This is a genomic window from Streptomyces sp. MUSC 14, assembly GCF_001866675.1.
In the GTDB taxonomy this organism is placed as follows: Bacteria; Actinomycetota; Actinomycetes; order Streptomycetales; family Streptomycetaceae; genus Streptomyces.
The window spans coordinates 140,940-163,481 of sequence record NZ_MLYN01000038.1; the positions used below are offsets into that span (position 1 = coordinate 140,940).

23 protein-coding genes are annotated in these 22,542 nt (G+C 71.1%); 10 read left to right on the top strand and 13 right to left on the bottom strand.

The window, feature by feature from the left end; all coding sequences use genetic code 11:
- Window positions 1–181 precede the first annotated feature (181 nt).
- The 3 genes from BIV25_RS25245 to BIV25_RS25255 are packed head-to-tail and all read left to right on the top strand — an operon-like array spanning window position 182 to window position 2,201.
- Window positions 182–1,189 (top strand): fatty acid desaturase, encoded by a 1,008-nt coding sequence (locus tag BIV25_RS25245; RefSeq protein WP_071374695.1) that lies wholly within the window; start codon window positions 182–184, stop codon window positions 1,187–1,189.
- The gene (locus BIV25_RS25250) at window positions 1,186–1,863 is read left to right on the top strand and encodes a TetR/AcrR family transcriptional regulator (RefSeq protein ID WP_071374696.1); all 678 of its coding nucleotides are present in this window, start codon (window positions 1,186–1,188) and stop codon (window positions 1,861–1,863) included. Before BIV25_RS25245 ends, BIV25_RS25250 begins: the two co-directional genes overlap by 4 nt.
- A 41-nt stretch (window positions 1,864–1,904) precedes the next feature.
- Entirely contained in the window at window positions 1,905–2,201 is a 297-nt protein-coding gene (locus tag BIV25_RS25255; RefSeq protein WP_071374759.1) for a prevent-host-death family protein, read from the top strand.
- A gap of 82 nt (window positions 2,202–2,283) precedes the next feature.
- Here the strand turns inward: BIV25_RS25255 and BIV25_RS25260 are convergent, their stop codons facing one another.
- Window positions 2,284–2,664, bottom strand: coding sequence for a VOC family protein (locus tag BIV25_RS25260; RefSeq protein ID WP_071374697.1), 381 nt, complete (start codon window positions 2,662–2,664; stop codon window positions 2,284–2,286).
- Between the two features lie 2 nt (window positions 2,665–2,666).
- On the bottom strand, window positions 2,667–3,479 hold the full coding sequence (locus tag BIV25_RS25265) for a trans-aconitate 2-methyltransferase (RefSeq protein WP_071374698.1): 813 nt from the start codon (window positions 3,477–3,479) through the stop codon (window positions 2,667–2,669).
- A gap of 86 nt (window positions 3,480–3,565) precedes the next feature.
- Between BIV25_RS25265 and BIV25_RS25270 the strand changes: the two genes are divergently transcribed.
- Window positions 3,566–4,063 carry a MarR family winged helix-turn-helix transcriptional regulator gene (locus tag BIV25_RS25270; protein WP_071374699.1) on the top strand — a complete coding sequence of 166 codons (498 nt, stop codon included), beginning with the start codon at window positions 3,566–3,568 and terminating at the stop codon, window positions 4,061–4,063.
- Here the strand turns inward: BIV25_RS25270 and BIV25_RS25275 are convergent.
- A complete protein-coding gene (locus BIV25_RS25275) occupies window positions 4,022–4,789 on the bottom strand; it encodes a response regulator transcription factor (protein WP_071374700.1) in 768 nt (255 codons plus the stop codon). The genes BIV25_RS25270 and BIV25_RS25275 overlap by 42 nt on opposite strands.
- A 314-nt stretch (window positions 4,790–5,103) precedes the next feature.
- Here BIV25_RS25275 and BIV25_RS25280 point away from each other — a divergent pair, with 314 nt between their 5' ends.
- From BIV25_RS25280 to BIV25_RS25290, 3 genes are read left to right on the top strand one after another with little or no spacing between them, the layout of a single operon-like run.
- Entirely contained in the window at window positions 5,104–5,553 is a 450-nt protein-coding gene (locus BIV25_RS25280) for an N-acetyltransferase (RefSeq protein ID WP_071374760.1), read from the top strand.
- 31 nt (window positions 5,554–5,584) lie between these two features.
- Window positions 5,585–5,875: a hypothetical protein gene (locus tag BIV25_RS25285; RefSeq protein WP_071374701.1), complete on the top strand. Its 291-nt coding sequence runs from the start codon at window positions 5,585–5,587 to the stop codon at window positions 5,873–5,875.
- Complete coding sequence (locus BIV25_RS25290; protein ID WP_071374702.1) at window positions 5,872–6,186, top strand: hypothetical protein; 315 nt, start codon at window positions 5,872–5,874, stop codon at window positions 6,184–6,186. Before BIV25_RS25285 ends, BIV25_RS25290 begins: the two co-directional genes overlap by 4 nt.
- Window positions 6,187–6,219: 33 nt before the next feature.
- Here BIV25_RS25290 and galK read toward each other — a convergent pair whose 3' ends face one another.
- From galK to galT, 3 genes are read right to left on the bottom strand one after another with little or no spacing between them, the layout of a single operon-like run.
- Window positions 6,220–7,374 (bottom strand): galactokinase, encoded by a 1,155-nt coding sequence (gene galK / locus BIV25_RS25295; protein WP_071374761.1) that lies wholly within the window; start codon window positions 7,372–7,374, stop codon window positions 6,220–6,222.
- 5 nt (window positions 7,375–7,379) lie between these two features.
- Entirely contained in the window at window positions 7,380–8,342 is a 963-nt protein-coding gene (gene galE / locus BIV25_RS25300; protein WP_071374703.1) for a UDP-glucose 4-epimerase GalE, read from the bottom strand.
- Complete coding sequence (gene galT / locus BIV25_RS25305; RefSeq protein WP_071374704.1) at window positions 8,339–9,433, bottom strand: galactose-1-phosphate uridylyltransferase; 1,095 nt, start codon at window positions 9,431–9,433, stop codon at window positions 8,339–8,341. Before galT ends, galE begins: the two co-directional genes overlap by 4 nt.
- 189 nt (window positions 9,434–9,622) lie before the next feature.
- Here galT and BIV25_RS25310 point away from each other — a divergent pair, with 189 nt between their 5' ends.
- Together BIV25_RS25310 and BIV25_RS25315 are read left to right on the top strand one after the other, a co-directional pair.
- Window positions 9,623–11,314, top strand: coding sequence for a sodium:solute symporter family protein (locus BIV25_RS25310; protein WP_071374705.1), 1,692 nt, complete (start codon window positions 9,623–9,625; stop codon window positions 11,312–11,314).
- Window positions 11,315–11,335: 21 nt separating this feature from the next.
- Window positions 11,336–11,665 (top strand): hypothetical protein, encoded by a 330-nt coding sequence (locus BIV25_RS25315; RefSeq protein WP_071374706.1) that lies wholly within the window; start codon window positions 11,336–11,338, stop codon window positions 11,663–11,665.
- Between the two features lie 90 nt (window positions 11,666–11,755).
- Here BIV25_RS25315 and BIV25_RS25320 read toward each other — a convergent pair whose 3' ends face one another.
- From BIV25_RS25320 to BIV25_RS25335, 4 genes are all read right to left on the bottom strand, one after another.
- On the bottom strand, window positions 11,756–12,439 hold the full coding sequence (locus BIV25_RS25320) for a LuxR C-terminal-related transcriptional regulator (protein ID WP_079176878.1): 684 nt from the start codon (window positions 12,437–12,439) through the stop codon (window positions 11,756–11,758).
- Between the two features lie 213 nt (window positions 12,440–12,652).
- Window positions 12,653–14,476 carry a PQQ-binding-like beta-propeller repeat protein gene (locus tag BIV25_RS25325; protein ID WP_071374708.1) on the bottom strand — a complete coding sequence of 608 codons (1,824 nt, stop codon included), beginning with the start codon at window positions 14,474–14,476 and terminating at the stop codon, window positions 12,653–12,655.
- 92 nt (window positions 14,477–14,568) lie between these two features.
- Window positions 14,569–16,386 (bottom strand): PQQ-binding-like beta-propeller repeat protein, encoded by a 1,818-nt coding sequence (locus BIV25_RS25330; RefSeq protein ID WP_071374709.1) that lies wholly within the window; start codon window positions 16,384–16,386, stop codon window positions 14,569–14,571.
- Between the two features lie 259 nt (window positions 16,387–16,645).
- Window positions 16,646–18,454 (bottom strand): ABC-F family ATP-binding cassette domain-containing protein, encoded by a 1,809-nt coding sequence (locus tag BIV25_RS25335; protein ID WP_071374710.1) that lies wholly within the window; start codon window positions 18,452–18,454, stop codon window positions 16,646–16,648.
- Window positions 18,455–18,611: 157 nt separating this feature from the next.
- Between BIV25_RS25335 and BIV25_RS25340 the strand changes: the two genes are divergently transcribed.
- Window positions 18,612–19,202, top strand: coding sequence for a Uma2 family endonuclease (locus tag BIV25_RS25340; RefSeq protein ID WP_071374711.1), 591 nt, complete (start codon window positions 18,612–18,614; stop codon window positions 19,200–19,202).
- Between the two features lie 11 nt (window positions 19,203–19,213).
- On the opposite strand, the gene BIV25_RS25345 is transcribed toward BIV25_RS25340, so the two are convergent.
- Genes BIV25_RS25345 through BIV25_RS25355 form a run of 3 tightly spaced genes read right to left on the bottom strand, consistent with a single transcriptional unit; the run spans window position 19,214 to window position 22,527 of the window.
- Window positions 19,214–20,107, bottom strand: coding sequence for a 4-(cytidine 5'-diphospho)-2-C-methyl-D-erythritol kinase (locus BIV25_RS25345; protein WP_071374712.1), 894 nt, complete (start codon window positions 20,105–20,107; stop codon window positions 19,214–19,216).
- Entirely contained in the window at window positions 20,104–20,982 is an 879-nt protein-coding gene (rsmA, locus tag BIV25_RS25350; protein ID WP_071374713.1) for a 16S rRNA (adenine(1518)-N(6)/adenine(1519)-N(6))-dimethyltransferase RsmA, read from the bottom strand. The genes BIV25_RS25345 and rsmA overlap by 4 nt, the downstream gene beginning before the upstream one ends.
- A 57-nt stretch (window positions 20,983–21,039) precedes the next feature.
- On the bottom strand, window positions 21,040–22,527 hold the full coding sequence (locus tag BIV25_RS25355; RefSeq protein WP_079176879.1) for a resuscitation-promoting factor: 1,488 nt from the start codon (window positions 22,525–22,527) through the stop codon (window positions 21,040–21,042).
- Between the last annotated feature and the right edge of the window lie 15 nt (window positions 22,528–22,542).

Sequence of the window (22,542 nt, forward strand, 5' to 3'; positions counted from 1 at the left end):
CGACCGAGACCAAGGATAGGTGTCCCTACGGGCGCGCAGGCTGTGGGGCTCTTGCCGCCGTGTGACACGCTGCCATACTTACGACGCCGTAGGTTACGGAACCGTAGGGAATACCGTCGGCTCCCGTCCGGTTCCGGCCGCCCGGCATCCGCCCCGGCCCTCGACCCCCCAGGGGACGCGCATGACCTCCAGTTCCGATGTGATCGACGAAGCCCGTAAGGACACCGACACCGCCGCCTTTTCCGCCACGCTGGGCGGCGAGCAGAAGGGTTCGATCGAGCAGATCACGCTGCTCCTGTTCATCGTCGTGCCGTTCCTGGCACTGGTGGCGGCCGTTCCGCTGGCCTGGGGCTGGGGGGTGAGCTGGCTCGACCTGGGTCTGCTGGTCTTCTTCTACTTCCTGGGGTGCCACGGCATCACGATCGGTTTCCACCGGTACTTCACGCATGGTTCGTTCAAGGCGAAGCGGCCGCTCAGGATCGTGCTGGCGATCATGGGGTCACTGGCCGTCGAGGGCCCGCTGGTGCGCTGGGTGGCCGATCACCGCCGGCATCACAAGTTCTCCGACGCCGAGGGCGACCCGCATTCGCCGTGGCGGTTCGGGGAGACGGTGCCGGCGCTGATGAAGGGCCTGTGGTGGGCCCACATCGCCTGGATGTTCGACGAGGAGCAGACCCCGCAGGACAAGTACGCGCCGGACCTGGTCAAGGACCCGGCGATCCGGGCGATCTCCCGTCAGTTCGTGCTGTGGACGGCCGTGTCGCTGGCGCTGCCCCCGCTGATCGGCGGTCTGGCGACGATGTCCTGGTGGGGCGCGTTCACCGGGTTCTTCTGGGGTTCACTCGTCCGGGTGGCGCTGCTCCACCATGTGACGTGGTCGATCAACTCGATCTGTCACGCGGTGGGCAAGCGGCCGTTCAGGTCCCGGGACCGTTCGGGCAACGTGTGGTGGCTGGCGGTGCTGTCCTGCGGGGAGTCCTGGCACAACCTGCACCACGCCGACCCGACCTCGGCGCGGCACGGGGTGATGCGCGGCCAGGTCGACTCCTCGGCCCGCTTCATCCGGATCTTCGAACTGCTCGGCTGGGCGTACGACGTGCGCTGGCCGTCACGCTCCCGTATCGATTCACGCCGTAACACCGGTGATGACGGCTCCCGGCGCCGGAAGGCGAGCGCCGAGGCGGCATGATGGAGGCCGTGGCGACCGACTCCAGCAGCACTTCCAGCACCGACAAACCGCGGCGGACCCGCCGGACCCGTATGACCGGCGCCGAGCGCCGCCAGCAGTTGCTGGAGATCGGTCGCACCCTCTTCGCGGCGAAGGGCTTCGAGGGCACGTCGGTGGAGGAGATCGCGGCGAAGGCCGGGGTGTCCAAGCCGGTGGTGTACGAGCACTTCGGCGGCAAGGAGGGGCTGTACGCGGTGGTGGTGGACCGCGAGATGCGCCGCCTGCTGGACATGGTCACCGGCTCGCTGACGGCCGGCCACCCGCGCGAACTGTGCGAGCAGGCCGCCTTCGCCCTCCTGGACTACATCGAGGAGTACACGGACGGCTTCCGCATCCTGGTCCGCGACTCCCCCATCCCGCAGTCGACGGGCTCCTTCGCCTCGTTGATCTCCGACATCGCCACCCAGGTGGAGGACATCCTGGGCCGCGAGTTCAAGAGCCGGGGCTTCGACCCGAAGCTCGCGCCCCTCTACGCCCAGGCGCTGGTCGGCATGGTCGCGCTGACCGGGCAGTGGTGGCTGGACGTGCGCCGCCCGAAGAAGGCGGAGGTCGCGGCCCATCTGGTGAACCTGGCGTGGCACGGCCTGGACGGACTGGAGCAGAAGCCGCGGCTGATAGGGCACCGGAAGAGCTGAACCAGTCGACGGCAACCGTGATCATGCGCAAGGATGCGGCCATGGCCACGATCGAGATCGACGCAGCCGGTTCCTGCCTCGAAGAACTGGTCCGCCGTGTGGCGTACGGCTGCGAGACCATCGCCCTGACCGACGACGGCCGCGTCGCCGCCCTCCTCGTGTCGCCGCACGCCATTGAGGATCTTGAGGACTCCCTCGCAGTGGCCGACTACCAGCGACGCAAGGCCGAGGGGACGCTGGGGCCCGGCATCCCGCACGAGGAAGTCAGGCGCACGCTGGGGCTGTCTCGTGACCGGCTGCGTGCCAAAGGCGGCGAGCGCCGCTCACCGGGTTCGTAGAGTCCCGCACCAGGTCGTCACCGAGCACCGGGAAGCCAGGAGCTACCGGCACGGGTCGGCGCTGCCGAGATCCGCGTCCTCGTCACTCACCTCGGCCGGACCGCCTGACCGGCTCCAGGAACTCCAGCCGGTTGCCCACCGGGTCCTGTGAGTAGAAGCGCAGATGGCCCGGGAGGTTGTCGTCCCAGGTCACCGGGGCGCCGAGCGATTCGAGGCGGGCCGCGTACTCCTCGATCCGCGTGACCCTGAGCCCCGGATGGGCCTTCTTCGCCGCCCGGAAGTCGTTCTCCACACCTATGTGCAACTGGACGTAGCCCGCCTCGAACCAGCAGCCCCCGCGCGCCGCCAGTACGGGCGGCTTGGGGATCTCCGTCATGCCGAGGACGTCGACGTAGTACGCCCGCAGCGCGTCCTCCGACCCGGGCGGGGCAGCCAGCTGCACGTGATCGACCGCGACGAGCATGCTCAGGCCTCCTTCACGGCGACGGCGAACAGCCGGCGGAACGGCATGACCGTGCCGTACGGCGCGCTCGGGTAGGCCTCGCGCAGCAGGTCCCGGTACTCGCCGAGGAACGCGTCCCGCGCCTCGGGGTCGTCGGCGAGCACGGTCAGCGCGGGCCGCAGTCCGGTGCCCTTCACCCAGTCCAGGACGGCGTCCTCGCCCCGCAGGACATGGCAGTACGTCGTCTGCCACACGTCGGTGGCGCAGCCGAGGCGGGCGAGCCGGTCGAGGTAGGCGCCGGGGGTGTGCACGGAGTCGGTGCGGCGCAGGACCTCGGCGAGGCGCGCCTTCCAGCGGGGCGTGGCGGCGAGGTCGCGCATCAGGGCGTGCAGCGGGGCGTCGGTGTTGTCGGGCACCTGGAAGGCGAAGGTGCCGCCGGGCTTCAGGGCGCCGATCCAGTCGGCGAAGCGGTCGGCGTGGCCCGGCACCCACTGGAGGGTGGCGTTGGAGACGATCAGGTCGCACGGCTCGGCGGGCGTCCAGGTGCGCGCGTCGGCGGCGGCGAAGTCCAGCAGGCCTCCTCCGGCGGTCGGGCCCGCGTGCTCGGCGTGGGCCGCGTCGAGCATCGCGGGCGAGTTGTCGTACCCGGTGACGTGCGCGCTCGGCCAGCGCTCGGTGAGCTGCACGGTGACGTTGCCGGGGCCGCAGCCGAGGTCGGCGATGCGCGGGTCCGGCGCGGGGAGGGCGGGGACGCGGGCGAGGAGGTCCGCGAAGGGGCGGGCCCGGTGGCCGGCGTGGCGCAGGTACTGACCGGGGTCCCAGGTGGGGTTCGTCATGCCCCCACTCTCCCCGCCCCTTATCTTGATGTCAAGAGACTTGAAGTCAAGAGACTTCATGTCGACACAACCACTACACTGATCGCATGGAGGACGAGGTCGATCGGCTGGTCGCAGCGTGGCGCCGGGAGCGCCCGGACCTCGACGTGGAGCCGCTGGAAGTGCTCAGCCGGGTGAGCAGACTGGCCCGGCACCTGGACCGCGCACGTCGACTCGCCTTTTCCGAGCACCAGTTGGAGCCCTGGGAGTTCGACGTGCTGACCGCGCTGCGCCGCGCGGGATCGCCGTATCAGCTCTCGCCCGGGCAACTGCTGACGCAGACCCTGGTGACCTCGGGCACGATGACCAACCGGATCGACCGGCTGACCCAGAAGGGCCTGGTGGAGCGGCTGCCCGACCCGAGCGACCGGCGGGGTGTGCTGGTGCGGCTGACCGAGACCGGCCGGGACCGCGCCGACCAGGCGCTCGCGGGCCTGCTGGAACAGGAGCGGGCGATCCTCGCCGAGCTGTCCCGCACCCAGCGCGCCGAACTGGCCGGGCTGCTACGCCAGTTGACCGCCCCGTTCGACAACATCCCCGGTTAGGTCGGCCGGGCCGACGCCCGCGCGCCGGGCGAGCGCCACGGCGGCCAGCGTGGAGTGGACCCCGAGCTTGCCGAGGACGTTCTGCATGTGGGTGCGCACGGTGTGCGGGGAGAGGAACAGCCGCTCGGCGACGGCCTTGCGGCCCAGCCCGGCGACCATGCAGCGCAGCACCTCCCGCTCGCGCGGGGTGAGGGACTCCACCAGCCGCTCGCTCTCGGTACGGTGCCGACGGGCGGCGGTGAGTTCGCGCAGGACGCCGGTGAGCAGGGCGGGCGGCAGATGGGTCTCGTCGCGCAGCACGCCCCGGATCACCGTGAGCAGCCGGGACAGCGAACAGTCCTTGGCGACCCAGCCCGAGGCCCCGGCCTGGAGCGCGAGCGCCGCCCGCCGGGGATCGTCCTTCTCGGCCAGCACGACGATCCGCACGGCCGGCTGAGCGGTCCGGACCCCGGTCACCAGCGAGATCCCGTCGACGAGCCCCTCCGCGTTGCCCTCCTGCACGGGCACGGCCGGGCGGCTGCCGGGCACGTTGCCGCCGAGGTCGGCGTCGACCAGCAGGACGTCGAAGCGGCGCCCCTCGCCCGCCGCCCGCTCCAGGCAGCGCAGCGCGGCGGGACCGCTGCCGGCGGCGGAGACCTCGACGTCGGGCTCGGCGGCCAGCGCGGCGGCGAGCGACTCGGCGAAGATGCGGTGGTCGTCCACGACCAGGACTCGGATGCGAACCACGAAACCCCCTTCCCCAGGCTCCACGCGGAGCAGGGGATACCCAAGGCTTGGAAAACCCGGCCGACCGGCCGAAGTCCGGCGAACGCCGGCCTGCGTCGGGCACGACACGCACGGAGTACGACACCCGCGGAAAGGGCCCCGCACGGCCGCCGCCGTCGCGGGACTGCTACCCCCACCGCGGGCGCCGTACCCGCATGTCTCGCCCCCTGATCGGCACCGGCCCCCACCGGTGCTGCTCCTCAGAGTACGGATGCGAGCACGCAGCGGAAGGAGAATTACAGAACTGGCCGTCCGGCGCGTTTATCGTGTGCCGCATGTTTCGTATTGAGGCGGAAGTCGACAAAGCCCGACGCGATCTGCTCCACTCTCGGCTGCGGGACACCAACACGGCGGCGTCCCCGGTGCTGGCCGCGCTGCGCGGCACCCCCGGCGCGCGCGAAGTCCCCCTCCACGTCTGGGCGTTGGACGAGACCGGCGGCCTGGCGGGCGGCCTGGTCGGCCACACCTGGGCGACCTGGCTGCACGTCACCTATCTGTGGGTCGACGCGGTCCACCGCGGTACGGGCCTCGGTTCGCACCTGCTGGCGAGGGCCGAACGGATCGCCGCCGCCGACCGCGCCTGCACGGCCGCCCGCCTGGAGACCTGGGACTTCCAGGCCCCGCGCTTCTACCGGAAACAGGGCTACGAGGTGGTCTGCGTGATCCCGGACTATCCGCCGGGGATCACGGAGTACACGCTGACGAAGCGCCTGCCGGTACGGTGAAACCGACACTGCGAAGGGAGTCCTGACCGCCATGACCGCAGACCCCGCAGCCTCCGGCCCGTCCCGTCTCCCCGCCATGCGCACCATCGGTGAACTCCGGGCCGCGCTCACCTTGGGCTACGGCTTCCCCGGCGACGCCGATGACTTCGAGGCGGAGCTGGCACGCGAGATCAACCACGCCGACCCGGCCGACCTCAGCGGCGTCGTCCGTCTGGTCGAGGAGTTCCGCGGCCGGATCATCGCCCGGCAGGATCCCGGTTTCGATGCCGCCGTGGCCGCGGCCGTCGCCGAGATCCGGGCCTCCCGGGGGTCCGATCGTTGACCGAGAACCAGCAGCCGGTCGTCGCCGAGATCACGCATGAGGCCCTCGCACGCTGTCGGGCCATCGGCCACGGGGCCCTCGATGCCGTCGAAGCCCTCCGCGCCGAACTGGAGAAGAGCCCGGCCCTCGGCCGGCGGGCGCGCAGCGCGGTCGGCGGCATGAAGCTGTACACGACACGCATCGAGGCCACGGGCACCCGCCCGGCGCTCACGGTCACGTACGTCTACGACGCCCCGCCACCCGAGCCCGGACTGATCCGTATCGCCCTCGTCTCACCGGTCCGCTTCGCGGGCGGCGACGCCGGCTTCTGACACCGGCGCCGTCGCACCCCGGGGCTGCTGAACTCAGACCACCCGCCGAGCCCCCGCCGACGGCACCGCCTCGAAGACCCGCGGAGCGGCGAAGCCGGCTCTGGCGAAGGCCTCTTCGACCGTCTTGGACAGGGTGTCCACCTCGGTGGCGTCCGCCAGGACGATCGCCGAGCCGCCGAAGCCGCCGCCCGTCATACGGGCGCCCAGGGCGCCGGCCGTGAGCGCCGTGTCGACGACCAGGTCCAGCTCCGGGCAGGAGATGCGGAAGTCGTCGCGCAGGGAGGCGTGGCCCTCGGTGAGGACGGGCCCGATCGCGCGGGTCTCACCGGCGCGCAGCAGGCCGACGACCCGCTCGACGCGCTGGTCCTCCGTCACCACGTGGCGGACCAGACGGCGTACCTCCTCCTCGTCGCCCAGCCGCTCCAGCGCCGCGTCCAGCTCCGCGTACGGGATGTCCCGCAGGGCGTCGACGCCGAGCAGGGCCGCGCCCTTCTCGCAGCCGGCCCGGCGCTTGCCGTACTCGCCGCCGCTGTGCGCGTGCTTGACCTGCGTGTCGACCACCAGCAGGCGCAGCCCCTCGGCCGCGAGGTCGAAGGGGATCTGCCGCTGGGACAGGTCACGGGTGTCGAGGAAGAGCGCGTGCCCGGCCTCGCAGCAGGCCGAGGCCGTCTGGTCCATGATGCCGGTCGGCGCGCCGACGTAGACGTTCTCGGCGCGCTGGCACAGACGGGCCAGCTGCCAGCGCTGCAGGCCCAGGCCGTGGAGGTCGTTCAGGGCCAGGGCGATCACCACCTCCAGCGCCGCCGAGGAGGACAGGCCGGCACCCGTCGGGACCGTCGAGGACAGGTGGACGTCCGCGCCCGTGATCTCGTGGCCGGCCTCGCGTAGCGCCCAGACCACACCCGCCGGGTACGCCGTCCAGTCCGCGTCGCTCCCGGGGGCGAGGGCGTCCAGGCGCAGCTCCACCGCGTCGCCCTCGATGTCCGCCGAGTGCAGGCGCAGCACGCCGTCGTCCCGGCGCGAGACCGCGGCGGTCGCCCGGTGCGGCAGCGCGAACGGCATGACGAAGCCGTCGTTGTAGTCGGTGTGCTCGCCGATCAGGTTGACCCGGCCCGGCGCCGCCCACACCCCCTCGGGCCCGGCGCCGTACAGCTCGGCGAAGCGCTCCGCGACCTGCTCTGCCCCCACTGCCACTAGTGCTCCTTCGCGATGTGCTGCGCGAACTCCCAGGCGTCCGCGACGATTCCCGCGAGGTCCGCGCGGGACGGATTCCAGCCCAGTTTCTCGCGGGCCGCGTCCGCCGAGGCGACCAGGACCGCCGGGTCGCCGCCGCGCCGCGGGGCCGCGACCTCGGGGACGGGGTGGCCGGTGACCTGGCGGACGGTCTCGATGACCTCGCGGACCGAGAAGCCGTTGCCGTTGCCGAGGTTGCAGATCAGGTGCTCGCCCGGGCGGGCCGCCGCGACGGCCAGCAGGTGGGCCTCGGCCAGGTCCGCCACGTGGATGTAGTCGCGGACGCAGGTGCCGTCCTCGGTCGGGTAGTCGTCGCCGTAGACCGAGATCGCCTCGCGGCGGCCCTGGGCGACCTGGAGGACCAGCGGGATCAGGTGCGACTCCGGGTCGTGCCGCTCGCCGAAGGCGCCGTACGCGCCCGCCACGTTGAAGTAGCGCAGCGACACCGCGGCCAGGCCGTGGGCGGTCGCCTCGCTGGTGATCATGTGGTCGACGGCGAGCTTGGTGGCGCCGTAGGCGCTGGTCGGCCTGGTCGGGGCGGTCTCCAGGATCGGGACCTGCTCCGGCTCGCCGTACGTGGCCGCCGTGGAGGAGAAGACCAGACGGGGCACGCCCGCCTCGCGCATCGCGCCGAGCAGGGCGAGGGAGCCGGCGACGTTGTTGTCCCAGTACTTCTCCGGCTTCACCACCGACTCGCCGACCTGCGAGAACGCGGCGAAGTGCAGGACACCGTCGTAGGAGGGGTCGAGCCACTTGGCGGCGTCGCGGATGTCGCCCTCGATGAAGGCGGCCCCGGCCGGGACGCCCTCGCGGAACCCGGTCGAGAGGTTGTCGAGGACCGTCACCTCGTGACCGCCCTCCAGCAGGTGCTGGGCGACCACGCTGCCGACATATCCCGCCCCGCCCGTCACCAGGTACTTCATGAACTCGCTACCTCTCGCAGTCGCTCGGCCGCGCGCTCCGGCGGCACGTCGTTGATGAACACACTCATGCCGGACTCGGAACCCGCGAGAAACTTCAGCTTGCCGGAAGTGCGGCGGACGGTGAAGAGCTCGAGGTGGAGCGCGAAGTCGTCGCGCGTGACGGCTGCGCCACCATCGAATTCCCCCAGCGCGCCGAACGGGGCCTGGTGCCAGGCCATGATGTACGGCGTACGCGGCTCATCCGCGGAGTTCTCCCCTCCGTCCCGCCCGTCGAAGATCCGGTCGAAGCGCCTCAAGAGTTCCAGATAGACCTGGGGGAACTCTGTGCGCGCCGCCTCGTCGAGCGCGAGCAGGTCGGGCACGCGACGCTTGGGGTACAGGTGCACCTCGTACGGCCAGTGCGCCGCGTACGGCACGAAGGCCACCCAGTGTTCACTCTCCAGGACGACCCGCTCACCGGCGAGCTCCCGCCCGACGACCGCGTCGAACAGGTTCTCCCCGCCGGTCGCCTCCTTGTGGGCGGCGAGCGAGCGGAGCATCAGCGCGGTGCGCGGGGTGGTGAAGGGGTACGCGTAGATCTGCCCGTGCGGGTGCCCCAGGGTCACGCCGATCTCCTCGCCCCGGTTCTCGAAGCAGAAGACCTGCTCGACGGCGGGCAGGTGGGACAGCTCCGAGGTGCGGTCCGTCCAGGCGTCGAGCACCAGGCGGGCGTGTTCCTCGGTGAGGTCGGCGAAGGAGGCGTCGTGGTCGGACGTGAAGCAGACGACCTCGCAGCGGCCGGAGTCACCGGCGAGCGAGGGGAAGCGGTTCTCGAAGACGACGACGTCGTACGACGCGTCCGGGATCTCGCTGAGCCGCCCGCCCCGCGTCGGGCACAGCGGGCACTCGTCGGCCGGCGGGTGGTACGTACGGCCCTGGCGGTGCGAGGCGATCGCCACCGCGTCGCCGAGCAGCGCGTCCCGGCGGATCTCGGACGTGGTGACCGTACGGTCCAGGGGACGGCGGTCGACGGCGTCGCGGACGGTGTCGTCCCGGAGGTCGTAATAGATCAGCTCACGACCGTCGGCCAGCCGTGTCGAGGTCTTCTTCAACGCCGGACTCCTCTGCGTCCCACTGCAACCCACACCCAATCACTCAACACAATCAAACATAACAGACCACAACCCACCACCCCCAGGATCATCACAATCAAACAAAGAACACCAACAGAAGTGTTCATTTACTAAACGCGGAGGCGTAGGTTCCGCTGAGGATCAGTTCGCGCAACGAAGCGAGTACTCATGCAAACCCCCACATACGGACCGACGTATCTGGCGGCGGGGCTACAGCTCCCCGTCAACTGGCTGGACTACACGATCCTGGCGATCTACTTCGTCGTCGTGCTCGGCATCGGCTTCGCGGCCCGCCGCTCGGTCAAGACCAGCCTCGACTTCTTCCTCTCGGGACGCTCGCTGCCCGCCTGGATCACCGGCCTCGCCTTCATCTCGGCGAACCTGGCCGCCACCGAGATCCTGGGCATGGCCGCGAACAGCGCCCAGTACGGCGCCTACACCGTGCACTGGTACTGGATCGGCGCCATCCCGGCCATGGTCTTCCTGGGCCTGGTGATGATGCCCTTCTACTACGGCAGCAAGGTGCGCTCGGTCCCCGAGTTCCTGCTGCTGCGCTTCGACCGGGCCGCTCACCTGCTCAGTTCCATCCTGTTCGCGCTCGCCGCCATCCTGATCGCGGGCGTGAACCTCTACGCCCTCGCGATCGTCGTCGAGGCACTGCTGGGCTGGCCGCAGTGGGTCGCCATCGTCGTCGCCGGCGCGTTCGTCCTCGCGTACATCACCCTCGGCGGCCTCTCCTCGGCGATCTACAACGAGGTGCTCCAGTTCTTCGTGATCCTGGCCGCCCTCATCCCGATCACCATCCTCGGCCTGAAGAAGGTCGGCGGCTGGGGCGGTCTGACCCACAAGCTCACCGAGTCCCACGGGCACAACTTCACCACCGCCTGGGGCGGGACCGGCATCGGCAGCGTCAACCCGCTCGGCGCGAACTGGCTGACCATCGTCCTCGGCCTCGGCTTCGTCCTCTCCTTCGGCTACTGGACCACGAACTTCGCCGAGGTGCAGCGCGCCCTGTCCGCGAAGAACCTCTCCGCCGGTCAGCGCACCCCGCTGATCGCCGCCTACCCGAAGATCTTCATCGTCTTCCTGGTGATGATCCCGGGCCTGGTCGCCGCCGCGGTCGTCCCGCACTTCGGCACCGCCGCCTCCGGCTACCAGTACAACGACGCCATCCCCTACCTGATGCAGGAGCTGCTGCCCAACGGCGTGCTCGGCATCGCGGTCACCGGCCTGCTCGCCGCCTTCATGGCCGGCATGGCGGCCAACGTGTCGTCGTTCAACACCGTGTTCACGAACGACATCTGGGCCAAGTACGTGGTGCGCGGCCGCGAGGACGCCTACTACGTCCGCTTCGGCCGCCTGATCACCGCGATCGGCGTGGCCGCCTCGGTCGGCACGGCGTTCCTGGCGTCCTCGTTCTCGAACATCATGAGCTACCTCCAGACGCTGTTCTCCTTCTTCAACGTGCCGATGTTCGTCGTCTTCATCGTCGGCATGTTCTGGAAGCGCGCCTCCGCCAAGTCCGGCTTCTGGGGCCTGCTCGCGGGCACCGTGACCGCGATGGTCAACTACTTCGTGCTCTACAAGAAGGGCATCATCTCGCTCCCCTCCGACCAGGGCGCCAACTTCGTCTCCGCGATCGCGGGCTTCGTCGCCGGCGCGGTCGTGATGATCGCGGTGTCCTTCTTCACCAAGCCGAAGCCGACGGAGGAACTCCAGGGCCTGGTCTACGGCACCCGCTCCCCCGGCATGTCCGAGGCACCCGCCGCCGGCGACGACGCCTGGTACCGCAAGCCGGCCCTGCTGGGCTGGGGCGCGGTCGTCCTGGCCGCCGCCTGCTACATCCCGTTCTCGTTCTGACGCGGAAGGACCGAGGAAACCATGAGCGACAACGCGCACGACGGCTTCCACTACAGCGAGCAGGACGTCCAGCGGGAGGTCACCGAGCTGGAGGGCAAGTCCGCGACGGCGGCCCGCATCTTCGACCTGCGGCGCATCATCGGCGGCCTGTTCGTGCTGTACGGCGTGATCGTCACGATCACCGGCATCACGGACTCGCAGTCGGCCATCGACAAGGCCCAGGGCGTCAACATCAACCTCTGGACCGGGATCGGGATGCTGCTGCTGGGGGTGTTCTTCCTGGTGTGGCTGAAGTTGCGACCCGTGCAGACGCCTCCGGCGGTTTCGCAGGAAGAGGAGCGGGCCGAGTAGCACCGCTTTCGTCCGCCGCCGCGTGGGGGCTGGTCGCGCCCACGCGGCGGAGCCGCACATCGACACAGTCCCGCGCCCCTTACGGGGCGCCTACTCCGGGCCGGAGTCCAATGACCCAGCCCTGTCCAGCAACCCCGTCCTCGCGGCCAGGGCCGCCGCTTCCAGCCTCGACCCCACTCCCAGTTTCATCAGCACCCGCTGCACATGCGTGCGTGCGGTGCTCGGGGCGATGCCCATGCCGACGGCGATCAGGCGGGTGTCCTCGCCGTCGGCCACCCGGACCAGGACCTCCACCTCCCGCGGCGTGAGCATCTCCAGCAGCCGCTGCGCCTCGTCGTCGGGCTGGGCCGCCGGGTTGAGCAGCTCCCCGAACGCGCCCTGGAGCAGCTGCGGGGCCACCGCGGCCTCCCCCGCGCGGGCCTTCATGATGGCCCGCTCCACGCCCTCGATCCGCTCGTCGTGCCGGACGTACCCCGACGCCCCCGACGCGAACGCCGCCGCGATGCCGCGCGGCGACGGCACCGGGCCGAGCACCACCACCGCCACCTGCGGCCGCTCCCGCTTGATCTTCACGACGGGATCGAAGATCCCCGGTTCGGCCGGCGCCGCCGTACCCAGCAGGCACACCTCGGGCGCCCGCGCGATCACCAGGTCCGCCGCGCCCGCGGCCGGCGCCGCGGCGGCGAGCACCCGGTGCCCGCGCAGCTTGAGCGCCGACGCCAGCGCCTCCGCGAGCAGGCGATGGTCGTCGACGACCATGAGCCGTACTCCCATAGAGCCACCCCCCAGTCCCCCCATGGACGCCCCACTATGGACGCCCACGGGTCCGCAAGGACAGAGGGCCCCCCGGCGCCTCGCCCTTCATGCCCCCGGAAGCTACACGCTTGTTCGACGTATTGCTGCCCCTCTTGATGAGAAGTGCCCCGGATCGATGAAATCCGGGGCACTTCTTGGTATGTCACCCATTCGGGCGAAGGCGGGAGAGGCTCAGCCCTTGGTGCCGAACGCCGTCACCAGATACTGCTTGCCGGCCCCCGCGTACGGCTTGTTGGCGAACACCGCCGACATGAACAGCCGGCCGTTGCCGAAGAGGATCTCCGCGGAGTCCGGCAGCATGCTGGTCTCCGCGTTCCGCACGTCCTGGGCGGAGGGGTTCTCCAGCAGCTCGGTGGCCTTGGAGGCGACGCCCTCGATGCTGACGATCTGGCCGCCCTTGTTGTACGGCGGCCGCTTGTAGGCGAGCAGGTTCGGGCCGTCCATGCGCAGCGGGGAGAGCGTGTAGCCGTCCCCGGCCTCGACGCGCTGGCCGGTCGGCTTTCCGGTGGTCAGGTCGAAGGAGACGATCTCGTTGGTGCTGCCGAGCTCGCCGTTGCCGTCGTGCTCCGCGGTCGGCAGGTACAGCTTGCCGCCGCCGACGACGATCTCCTTGCAGCTCTCGACGGTGGTCGTCTCGCACCGGCCGCCGTAGGTGTCGTTCGGCGCGGAGATGTGGGCGAGCAGCTTGCCGGTCTTGTCGTCGAGGGAGAAGTACTCCAGGGACTTGCTGTCGTCACCGGCCTGGGCAGCCACCACCAGCGGGTCGGTGGAGACGACGGACGCGTAGTCGATGCCCGAGTCCATCGTGTAGTCGGCGATCACCTTGCCCGACCGCGGGTCGATGTTCTGGATGTGCACCTGTTGGCTGCCGAAGTCGCCGCACTTGCGCACCGCGACCAGCTTGGCACCGCCGCCGTAGCCGGCGTCGTAGCAGGTGTCGTCCGTCTTGGGCTGCCACAGCAGCTTGCCGGAGTCCAGGTCGAGCGCGGCGCCGCCGCTGGTGCTGCCGACCGCGACGGTGTGCTGAGCAACCGTCACATTATCGAAACTGATCGGCGAATCACCCGAGTTGACCGTCTTCGTCCACAGCTTCTTGCCCGCGTCGAGGTCGATCGCGGCGATCTGGGTGCAGCCCGCGAAGGAGTTCTTCGCGGGCATCTTCGGCTGGTAGGCGATCGCCGTCATGTCGTTCGCGCCGATGCGCTCGCTGGCCTGGCAGACCGGGCCGGGCAGCTTGATCGTCCACCGCTTGGCACCCGTGGCCGGGTCGTAGCCGACGACCTCGGCGATGCCGCTCTTCGCGTACACCTTGTCGGTCAGCCATGAGCCCGGGGTGCTGACCAGGTCGTCCGTCGCGGGCATCGGGACCTGGAACAGCACGCTGGAGGCGGGGTCCGCGGGCACCTTCTCCTTGGCGTCGCCGGTGCCGCCCGAGCCACTGGTACCGCCGGTGCCGCCGGTGCCGCCGGTGCCGTTCTTGCCGCCGCTGGAGGAGGCGGTGTCGCTCTTCTTGCCGTCGCCGCCGGAGGAACTGGCGTACCAGATGCCGCCGCCGACGATCAGCGCGATGGCGACGACCGCCGCGACGACGATGAACAGGCCGGTGTTGTTCCGCCCGCCACCGGCCGGCGCCGGCTGCATCGGCACGGTCTGCGGCTGGCCCGGGTAGCCGTATCCCGGCTGCGCGCCCTGCATCGGCTGCGTGGGCTGCGCGTACGGGTTCTGCGCCCCGGGAGCGCCGTAGGGCGCGGCGGCCGGCTGCCCACCCGGGTAGCCGTACCCGGGCTGCGGCGGCTGCGGGGCCGGAGGCTGCTGCGGGTAGCCGTAGCCGGGCTCGGGCTGCTGCGGATAGCCGTATCCCGGCTGCGGCTGCTGGACCGGCGGGGCGGGGGGCGCCGGCGGGGCGGCCGGCGGCTGGTCCTGGGGCGGGGTCGGGGGGCCGAAGCCGGGCTGCTGCGGCGGCTGGTTCGGCGGCGGAGGGGGCGGCTGGGTCATGACGCGGGTACCTCGGTGAGGCTCGGAAGGCCGGACGGCACAGCGGACGTGGGCAGAGAGGAAGGAGAGGCAGAAGCGGCCGCCTCGGCGGTTCAGTTGCCGAAGGCCATCATCAGCTTCTCCTTCGTCTGGTTGTTGCCGGTCAGCTGGACGGTGGAGATGAAGAACCGCCCGTCGGCCCAGTCGATGTCGCTGCTGAAGAAGGTGTCCTCGATCTGAGCCGTGCCCGAGGGGTTCTGGAGCAGCTTGGTGGTGGTGTGCGTCGAGCCGCTGAGCGGGATCGAGACCACCTGGCCGCCCGTGTCGTACGACGGCTGCACATAGGCGATGAGCTTGCCGCCCTCGATCTTCATCGGGGACATCGGCTCGGCGGCCGGGGACTTGACCCGCCACTTCTCCTTGCCGGTGGCGAGGCTGATCGCGACGATCTCGTTGGCGCCGCTGGTGGTGTCCGTCGGCAGGTAGAGCGTGTCGGCGTCGGCCGCGACGCCCTGGCAGCCCTCCAGACTCTGGCTGAGGAAACCGCAGCGTGGCGCGAACTTCCCGTCGACCTTCACCTCTGAGCGGAACTTGCCGTCCTTGGTGAACGTGGAGATGTTCCAGGCCTTCTTGTCCTGGTTCGTCAGGTACACCACCAGCGGGTCCAGGGAGTACACCTTCTTCACCTCCCAGCCCTTCTTGACCGGCTGTTTCCACTTGACCTTGCCGGTGGCCGGGTCCAGCTCCCGGATCTCGTCGTGCTCGTTGGGCTGGAACGCGGCGCAGGAGTCCGCCTCGATCAGCCGCCCGGCACCGCCCGCATACCCGGACGGACCGCAGGACGCGCTGTCCTGCCCCGTGTTGTACAGCTTCTTGCCGCTGTCGATGTCGTACGCCGTGCCCGCCCCCGCGCGGCTCACCATCAGCGTCCTGCCGCTGACGGCGAGGTTGATCTCGACCTGGATGTCGAACGACCCATGGCGGTCGAGCGTGCCGCTCCAGCCCTTCTGGCCGGTGTCCAGGTCGATCTGCTGCAGTTGGTTGCACTGGGCGTTGTCGCTGACGCCGCTCATGTACGCCACGACGACCTTGTCGTCGGCCGACTTCTGCGGGGTGACCGCGCAGATCTTCTGCGGGAAGCCGATCGGGCTCCAGGCGGGCTTGCCGTCGCCGACGCCGTAGGCGAAGACCTGCTTGTACGCGGCCTTCACCGCCACCTTGCCGGTGATCCACATGCCGGGTGCCTCGGCGCCGGACCCGGGCGCCTGCGGGGCCGTCTGGTACCAGAGCACCTTCGCCTCGCCGGCCTTGCGGCCCGCGTTCAGGTTCTCCGGGTCGTCGCCGCCGCTGCTGCTGCTGGAGGAGCTCGGCGAACCGGAGGCGTTCTTGGGGTCGTCGCTCTGCTGGGCGACGGGCTTCTTCTTGCCGTCGCCGCCGCTGGTGACCGCGTACACGGTGCCGCCGATGACGGCCAGCGCGGCCACCGCGGCACCGACGATCAGCGCCGTCTTCTTCCTGCCGCCCCCGGCGCCCGGCGCGGACGCGGGCGCACCCGGGTAGGGCGGCTGCTGCGGGTACCCGAAACCGGGCTGCTGCGGGTAGCCGTAGGGGCCCGGGGCGCCGGGCGGCGTCGGGGCGTTGTACGGATTCTGGGCGCCGGGCGCGGCCGGGGCGCCGTACGGGCCGGGCTGCTGGGGGTAGCCGTAACCGGGCTGCGGTCCGGCCGGGGGCTGCGGCGGGGCCGCGGGCGGCTGGGCCGGCGGCGGAGGGGTGCCCTGCGGGGCGGCCGGGGGAGCCGGCGGGGTGCTCGGGGGGCCGAAACCGCCCTGGGCCGGCGGCGTTTGCGGGGCTCCGAATCCACCGCCCTGCGGCGGCTGGTCCTGTGGCGCTCCGAAACCGCCATGCGGCGGCTGGTTGGGCGGCTGAGTCATCAGCGCTCTTCCCCCTCGTTCACTGATTTTTAGCCACGCCCTGAGGTTCTTGACGGACCCTGGGTCGTTACTCAGACAGTTCTCAGACGGCCCTTTCTATCACCCGCCTCCGACAGCGCACGGGCTCGGTTCCGTCGCTGTTCCCAAGGGAGAACCGGCCCGTGATGCCGCCGTTACGCGCCTTCACGCCCCCTTCACGCGGCACACGCGAGGAGGGGACGTGAGGTGGCTGGTTCAGGCGGTAGCGGGAGGGTCCGCGCTACGCGTCCTCGGCCAACTCCAGCCAGCGCATCTCCAGTTCCCCGCGCTCCCCCGCCAGGTCGCGCAACTGGGCGTCCAGGTCGGCGACCTTCGCGAAGTCGGTCGCGTTCTCGGCGATCTGGGCGTGCAGCCTGGTCTCCTTCTCGGAGATCTTGTCCAACTGGCGCTCGATCTTCTGGAGTTCCTTCTTGGCGGCGCGCTGGTCGGCGGCGCTCTTCTCCGGCGTGGCCGGCTTGGGCGCCGCCGCGGAGGCCTGCGCGGCGACCGTCTCCTCCATGCGCCGGCGCCGCTCCAGGTACTCGTCGATGCCGCGCGGCAGCATCCGCAGGGCGCCGTCGCCGAGGAGGGCGAAGACGCGGTCCGTGGTGCGCTCGACGAAGAACCGGTCGTGGGAGATGACGATCATCGAGCCGGGCCAGCCGTCGAGGACGTCCTCGAGCTGGGTGAGGGTCTCGATGTCGAGGTCGTTGGTGGGCTCGTCCAGGAAGAAGACGTTGGGCTCGTCCATGAGGAGACGCAGGAGCTGGAGCCGGCGCCGCTCACCACCGGACAGGTCACCGACCGGCGTCCACTGCTTCTCCTTGTTGAAGCCGAACGTCTCGCACAGCTGCCCGGCGGTCATCTCGCGCCCCTTGCCGAGGTCCACGCGCTCGCGTACCTGCTGCACGGCCTCCAGGACCCGCCAGGCGGGGTCGAGTTCGGCGACCTCCTGGGAGAGGTAGGCGAGCTTGACCGTCTTGCCGACGGCGACACGGCCCCCCGCGGGCTGCGCCTCGCCCTCCGTACGGGCCGCCTCGGCCATGGCGCGCAGCAGCGAGGTCTTGCCGGCGCCGTTGACGCCGACGAGGCCGATCCGGTCGCCCGGGCCGAGCTGCCAGGTGACGTGCTCGAGCAGCACCTTCGGCCCGGCCTGCACGGTGATGTCCTCAAGGTCGAAGACGGTCTTGCCGAGCCGCGAGGAGGCGAACTTCATCAGCTCCGAGCTGTCCCGGGGCGGCGGCACGTCCGCGATCAGCTCGTTGGCGGCCTCGACCCGGAAGCGCGGCTTGGACGTACGGGCCGGGGCGCCGCGGCGCAGCCAGGCCAGCTCCTTGCGCACCAGGTTCTGCCGCTTGGTCTCCTCGGTGGCGGCGATGCGCTCGCGTTCGGCGCGGGCGAAGACGTAGTCGGAGTAGCCGCCCTCGTACTCGTACACGTCGCCGCGCTGGACGTCCCACATGCGGGTGCAGACCTGGTCGAGGAACCACCGGTCGTGCGTCACGCACACCAGCGCGGACCGGCGGTTCCGCAGGTGCTGGGCGAGCCAGGCGATGCCCTCGACGTCGAGGTGGTTGGTGGGCTCGTCGAGGACGATCAGGTCCTGTTCCTCGATGAGCAGCTTGGCGAGCGCGATCCGGCGCCGCTCGCCACCGGACAGCGGTCCGATGACGGTGTCGAGCCCCTTCGGGAAGCCGGGCAGGTCGAGCCCGCCGAACAGGCCGGTCAGTACGTCCCTGACCTTGGCGTTGCCGGCCCACTCGTGGTCCGCCATGTCGCCGATGACCTCGTGCCGGACGGTGGCGGCGGGGTCGAGGGAGTCGTGCTGGGTGAGCACGCCGAGGCGCAGCCCGCCGGAGTGCGTGACGCGCCCGGTGTCGGCCTCCTCCAGCTTGGCGAGCATCCGGATGAGGGTCGTCTTGCCGTCGCCGTTGCGTCCGACGACCCCGATGCGGTCACCCTCCGACACGCCGAGTGAGACGCCGTCCAGCAGGGCACGGGTGCCGTACACCTTGCTGACGTTCTCGACATTGACCAGGTTGACGGCCATTTCACTCCTGTGCGCGGGGGTCGGTCAGCCTTCTAGCGTAGGGCCTCGGGGGGCGGGGGCGGGGCGCGAGGGGGTGGTCACTCTTTGTGATGACGTGATCGGGAACGGGCCGCTACCGTGGAGGGCAGGCAGCAGGATCCCGTCCATGGGAGGAACCATGACAGCCCAGCGTGCTGAGCAGCCGGAATGGCGAATGCCCCCGCTGGACGGCTACACCATTGACGACCTGCTCACCTTGCCGGATCTCCCGCCGCACACAGAATTGATCGACGGGAGCCTGGTCCTTGTGAGCCCGCAGCGCTACTTCCACTTCGCCACGATTGACCTGCTGGTGAGCGGCCTGCGCCAGACCGTGCCGTCTGACCTGAAGGTCGCGCGTGAGATGACGGTGGTACTGGATCGCCGCAACGGCCCCGAGCCCGACATCTCCGTGATCAAGGCTGCCGCGAAGAAGGGACTGGACCAGACGTACTTCGAAGGAAAGGACGTGGTGCTCGCCGTAGAAGTCATCTCTCCGGAGTCCGAGGCCCGCGATCGGCTGACCAAGACGCACAAGTACGCGGCGGCAGGTATCCAGTACTACTGGCTGGTCGAGATGACCGAGCCGCACGACCACCCCGTTGTCGAGGTCTTCGAACTCTCGGCGGACACAGGTACGTATCGGTCGACCGGCACCTACCGGGACCGCGTCAAGGTCGACAGGCCGTACCCCATCGACATCGACCTGACGGCGATCGACGAGCTCTGAGGGGACGTCCCTCAGACCACCCTCGCCCCCGCCACCGGCCCCTCCGCCATCCGCACGGCCCTGCACGTCCCCGACGCCCGCAGGGCCGCGGCCACCTTCTCCGCCGACTCCGCATCACGCGCGAGGAAGGCCGTCGTAGGCCCGGACCCGGAGACCAGCGCAGCCAGCGCACCCGCCCCCCGCCCCGTCCCCAGCGTGTCCGCCAGTTCCGGGAACAGCGACAGCGCCGCAGGCTGAAGGTCATTGGACACAGCCGCCGCCAGCGCCGCCGCATCCCCCTTCGCCAGCGCCTCCAGCAGCTCCGCCGAAGCCACCGGCTCCGGGATCTCCCGCCCCTCCGCCAGCCGGTCGAACTCGCGGAAGACCGCCGGGGTCGACAGCCCCCGCTCGGCCATCGCGAACACCCAGTGGAAGGTGCCGCCGGTCTCCAGGGCCGTCAGCTGCTCGCCGCGCCCGACCCCCAGAGCCGCTTCCCCCACCAGACTGAAGGGCACGTCACTGCCCAACTCGGCGCAGAGGGCGAGGAGTTCGGCCCGTGACGCGCCCGCGCCCCAGAGCGTGTCGCAGGCCAGCAGCGCGCCCGCGCCGTCCGCGCTGCCGCCCGCCATGCCGCCGGCGACCGGGATGTCCTTGGCGATGTGGATGTGGACGTTCGGTTCGATGCCCCGGCGCGCGGCGAGCGCGATCGCGGCGCGCGCGGCGAGGTTGGTGCGGTCCAGGGGGACCTCGGCGGCGTCCGGGCCCTCGCAGGTGACGCGGAGTTCGTCCGCGGGGGTCACCGTCACCTCGTCGTACAGGCCGACGGCGAGGAAGACGTTGGCGAGGTCGTGGAACCCGTCGGGGCGTGCGGCGCCCACCGCGAGCTGGACGTTGACCTTGGCCGGGACCCGTACCGTGACGCTCACTTGCCGCTCTCCCCCCGCTGCTTGTGCTCGGCGATCCGCGCGAACTCCTCCACCGTCAGCGCCTCCCCGCGCGCCTGCGGCGAGACCCCGGCCGCGACCAGGGCGGCCTCGGCGGCTGCGGCGGACCCGGCCCAGCCGGCGAGCGCCGCGCGCAGGGTCTTGCGGCGCTGCGCGAAGGCGGCGTCGACGACCGCGAAGACCTCTTCCCTGGCGGCCGTCGTCCTGATCGGCTCGGTCCGCCGGACCAGCGAGACCAGGCCGCTGTCGACGTTCGGCGCGGGCCAGAAGACGTTGCGGCCGATGGCCCCGGCCCGCTTCACCTCGGCGTACCAGTTGGCCTTCACGGACGGCACGCCGTACACCTTGGAGCCGGGCGCGGCGGCCAGCCGGTCGGCGACCTCGGACTGCACCATCACGAGGGTGCGCTCGATGGTCGGGAACGTGGCCAGCATGTGCAGCAGCACGGGGACGGCGACGTTGTAGGGCAGGTTCGCGACCAGGGCCGTCGGGGCCGGGCCGGGCAGGTCGGTGACGTGCATCGCGTCGGAGTGGACGAGCGCGAACCGGTCGGCGCGCGCCGGCATGCGCGCGGCGACGGTCGCGGGCAGCGCGCCGGCCAGCACGTCGTCGATCTCGACGGCGGTGACCCGGTCGGCGGCCTCCAGCAGCGCGAGCGTGAGGGAGCCGAGCCCCGGGCCGACCTCGACGACCACGTCGTCGGGGCGGACCTCCGCGGTGCGGACGATGCGGCGGACCGTGTTGGCGTCGATCACGAAGTTCTGGCCGCGCTGCTTGGTGGGGCGGACGCCGAGCGCGGCCGCCAGTTCACGGATGTCGGCGGGACCGAGGAGGGCGTCGGGGGTGGGGCTGCTCACGGGACAAGGGTACGGGGCGGTGCCCCCTGGTCCGCCCGCTGATCCGAACGAGACCGCCTAGCCGTGCAGCTTCGCCCCGCAGTGCGGCCAGGGTGTCGTCCCCCGCCGCGTGTAGAGCTTCTTCGCGCGAAACGTCTGCTCCTCGGCCGGCGCCTCCTGGGGGCGGCCGTTGCCGCCGAGGCTGTGCCAGGTGTGGGTGTCGAACTGGTAGAGCCCGCCGTACGTCCCCGAGGCGTCGACCGCGTCCGGGCGGCCGCCGGACTCGCAGGCGGCGAGGCCCTGCCAGTTGAGGCCGTCGGCGCCGTCCACCGAGGCGGGCGGTTTCTTCGTGCCCACCTTCACGATCTGCGGGCGTGGCTTGCGGACCACCTCGGTGGTCTCCAGGCGCGGCTTCTCCTGCACCCCGTTGACGGTGCGCAGCAGGTAGACGTCGCGCCGCAGTCCGGGCCGGCCGGGCTGGGTGACGACCTCGGTGCCCTGGAAGAGGGTGGGGTCCTCGGTCCGCTCGGTCGCGAACGGGAGCTGTTCCTCGCGGATCTCCCGGACGCCGCTGACCCGCAGCACGGTGATCGTCTGTCCGTCGCGCGGGAAGCTGTCCAGCGGGACGGAGGTGGTGTCCTGGCCGTTCAGGGTGACCCCGGCCTCCTCGACCGCCTGTCCGACGGTGGCCGCGTTGGTGCGGATGGTGCGGGCCTGGCCGTCGGCCATGACCGTGACGGCGCGCTCGGTGCGCACGTCGAGCGCGAGCCCGGTGCGTCCGATGGGCTGGGCGCGCGAGGTGGACAGATACGCGCCCTCGGCGCGCACGCCGAGCTCCGCCAACGCTCCCGCGACGGTGTGCGCCGTCGTCCACACCTCGCGCTGTTCGCCGTCCAGCGTGAGCCGGACGGGGCGCCCGTAGCGCACGGCGATGGCGTCACCGCTGGCGAGCACCGCGTCGGGGCCGGGCGCGATCATGTCGTGCGCCCCCACGTGTACCCCCTGGTCCTCCAGCAGCTCGCGCACGTCGTCGGCGAAGGTGTGCAGGGTGCGCGGCTTGCCGTCGACGGTCAGCTCGACCGCCTTGTCCTTGGCGATGAACGCGGTGGTGCCGCCGGCCAGGAAGGCCACGACCAGCGCCTGCGGCAGCAGACGGCGCGCGGTGGACTCCGGGCGCGCTGTGCCGCGCCCCCTGCGTCGGCGCGCGGCGCGCCCGCGCGCTCCGGCGGGCGTCTCGGTGCCGTACTCCGTCGTGTGCGCCTCTTCCTCCAGCGCACTCCCGGCGCGCGCACCACCCGTGTCCCTGCCCGTGTCCCTGCCCGCGTCCCAGCCCGCGCCGCCGCCCTGCCGGGGCAGCACCGGCTCGGTGACGTAGTACGCCTGGGCCTCGTAGGCGGGCCGGTAGGTGTCCTCGTACGGCCCGTACGACAGGGTCTCCGCGTGGTGCACGGACGCACCGCGGCCGTACACCAGGGCGGAGACCCTGCCGGGGCCGTACGGCGAGGCGGCGGCGTCAGGGCCGTACGGCTCGTACTGCTCGAACGCCTCGTACTGCGACTTGCTCACACCGACACGCTCCAG

Bases quoted from the DNA above. Each gene is read 5' to 3' on its own strand.
- BIV25_RS25255 (WP_071374759.1), top strand. From the start codon at position 1,905: ATGGCCACGATCGAGATCGACGCAGCCGGTTCCTGCCTCGAAGAACTG.
- BIV25_RS25280 (WP_071374760.1), top strand. From the start codon at position 5,104: ATGTTTCGTATTGAGGCGGAAGTCGACAAAGCCCGACGCGATCTGCTC.
- BIV25_RS25285 (WP_071374701.1), top strand. From the start codon at position 5,585: ATGACCGCAGACCCCGCAGCCTCCGGCCCGTCCCGTCTCCCCGCCATG.
- BIV25_RS25270 (WP_071374699.1), top strand. From the start codon at position 3,566: ATGGAGGACGAGGTCGATCGGCTGGTCGCAGCGTGGCGCCGGGAGCGC.
- BIV25_RS25310 (WP_071374705.1), top strand. From the start codon at position 9,623: ATGCAAACCCCCACATACGGACCGACGTATCTGGCGGCGGGGCTACAG.
- BIV25_RS25315 (WP_071374706.1), top strand. From the start codon at position 11,336: ATGAGCGACAACGCGCACGACGGCTTCCACTACAGCGAGCAGGACGTC.
- BIV25_RS25330 (WP_071374709.1), bottom strand. From the start codon at position 16,386: ATGACTCAGCCGCCCAACCAGCCGCCGCATGGCGGTTTCGGAGCGCCA.
- BIV25_RS25325 (WP_071374708.1), bottom strand. From the start codon at position 14,476: ATGACCCAGCCGCCCCCTCCGCCGCCGAACCAGCCGCCGCAGCAGCCC.
- BIV25_RS25265 (WP_071374698.1), bottom strand. From the start codon at position 3,479: ATGACGAACCCCACCTGGGACCCCGGTCAGTACCTGCGCCACGCCGGC.
- BIV25_RS25250 (WP_071374696.1), top strand. From the start codon at position 1,186: ATGATGGAGGCCGTGGCGACCGACTCCAGCAGCACTTCCAGCACCGAC.
- BIV25_RS25320 (WP_079176878.1), bottom strand. From the start codon at position 12,439: ATGGGAGTACGGCTCATGGTCGTCGACGACCATCGCCTGCTCGCGGAG.
- BIV25_RS25245 (WP_071374695.1), top strand. From the start codon at position 182: ATGACCTCCAGTTCCGATGTGATCGACGAAGCCCGTAAGGACACCGAC.
- galE (WP_071374703.1), bottom strand. From the start codon at position 8,342: ATGAAGTACCTGGTGACGGGCGGGGCGGGATATGTCGGCAGCGTGGTC.
- BIV25_RS25340 (WP_071374711.1), top strand. From the start codon at position 18,612: ATGACAGCCCAGCGTGCTGAGCAGCCGGAATGGCGAATGCCCCCGCTG.
- BIV25_RS25335 (WP_071374710.1), bottom strand. From the start codon at position 18,454: ATGGCCGTCAACCTGGTCAATGTCGAGAACGTCAGCAAGGTGTACGGC.
- BIV25_RS25260 (WP_071374697.1), bottom strand. From the start codon at position 2,664: ATGCTCGTCGCGGTCGATCACGTGCAGCTGGCTGCCCCGCCCGGGTCG.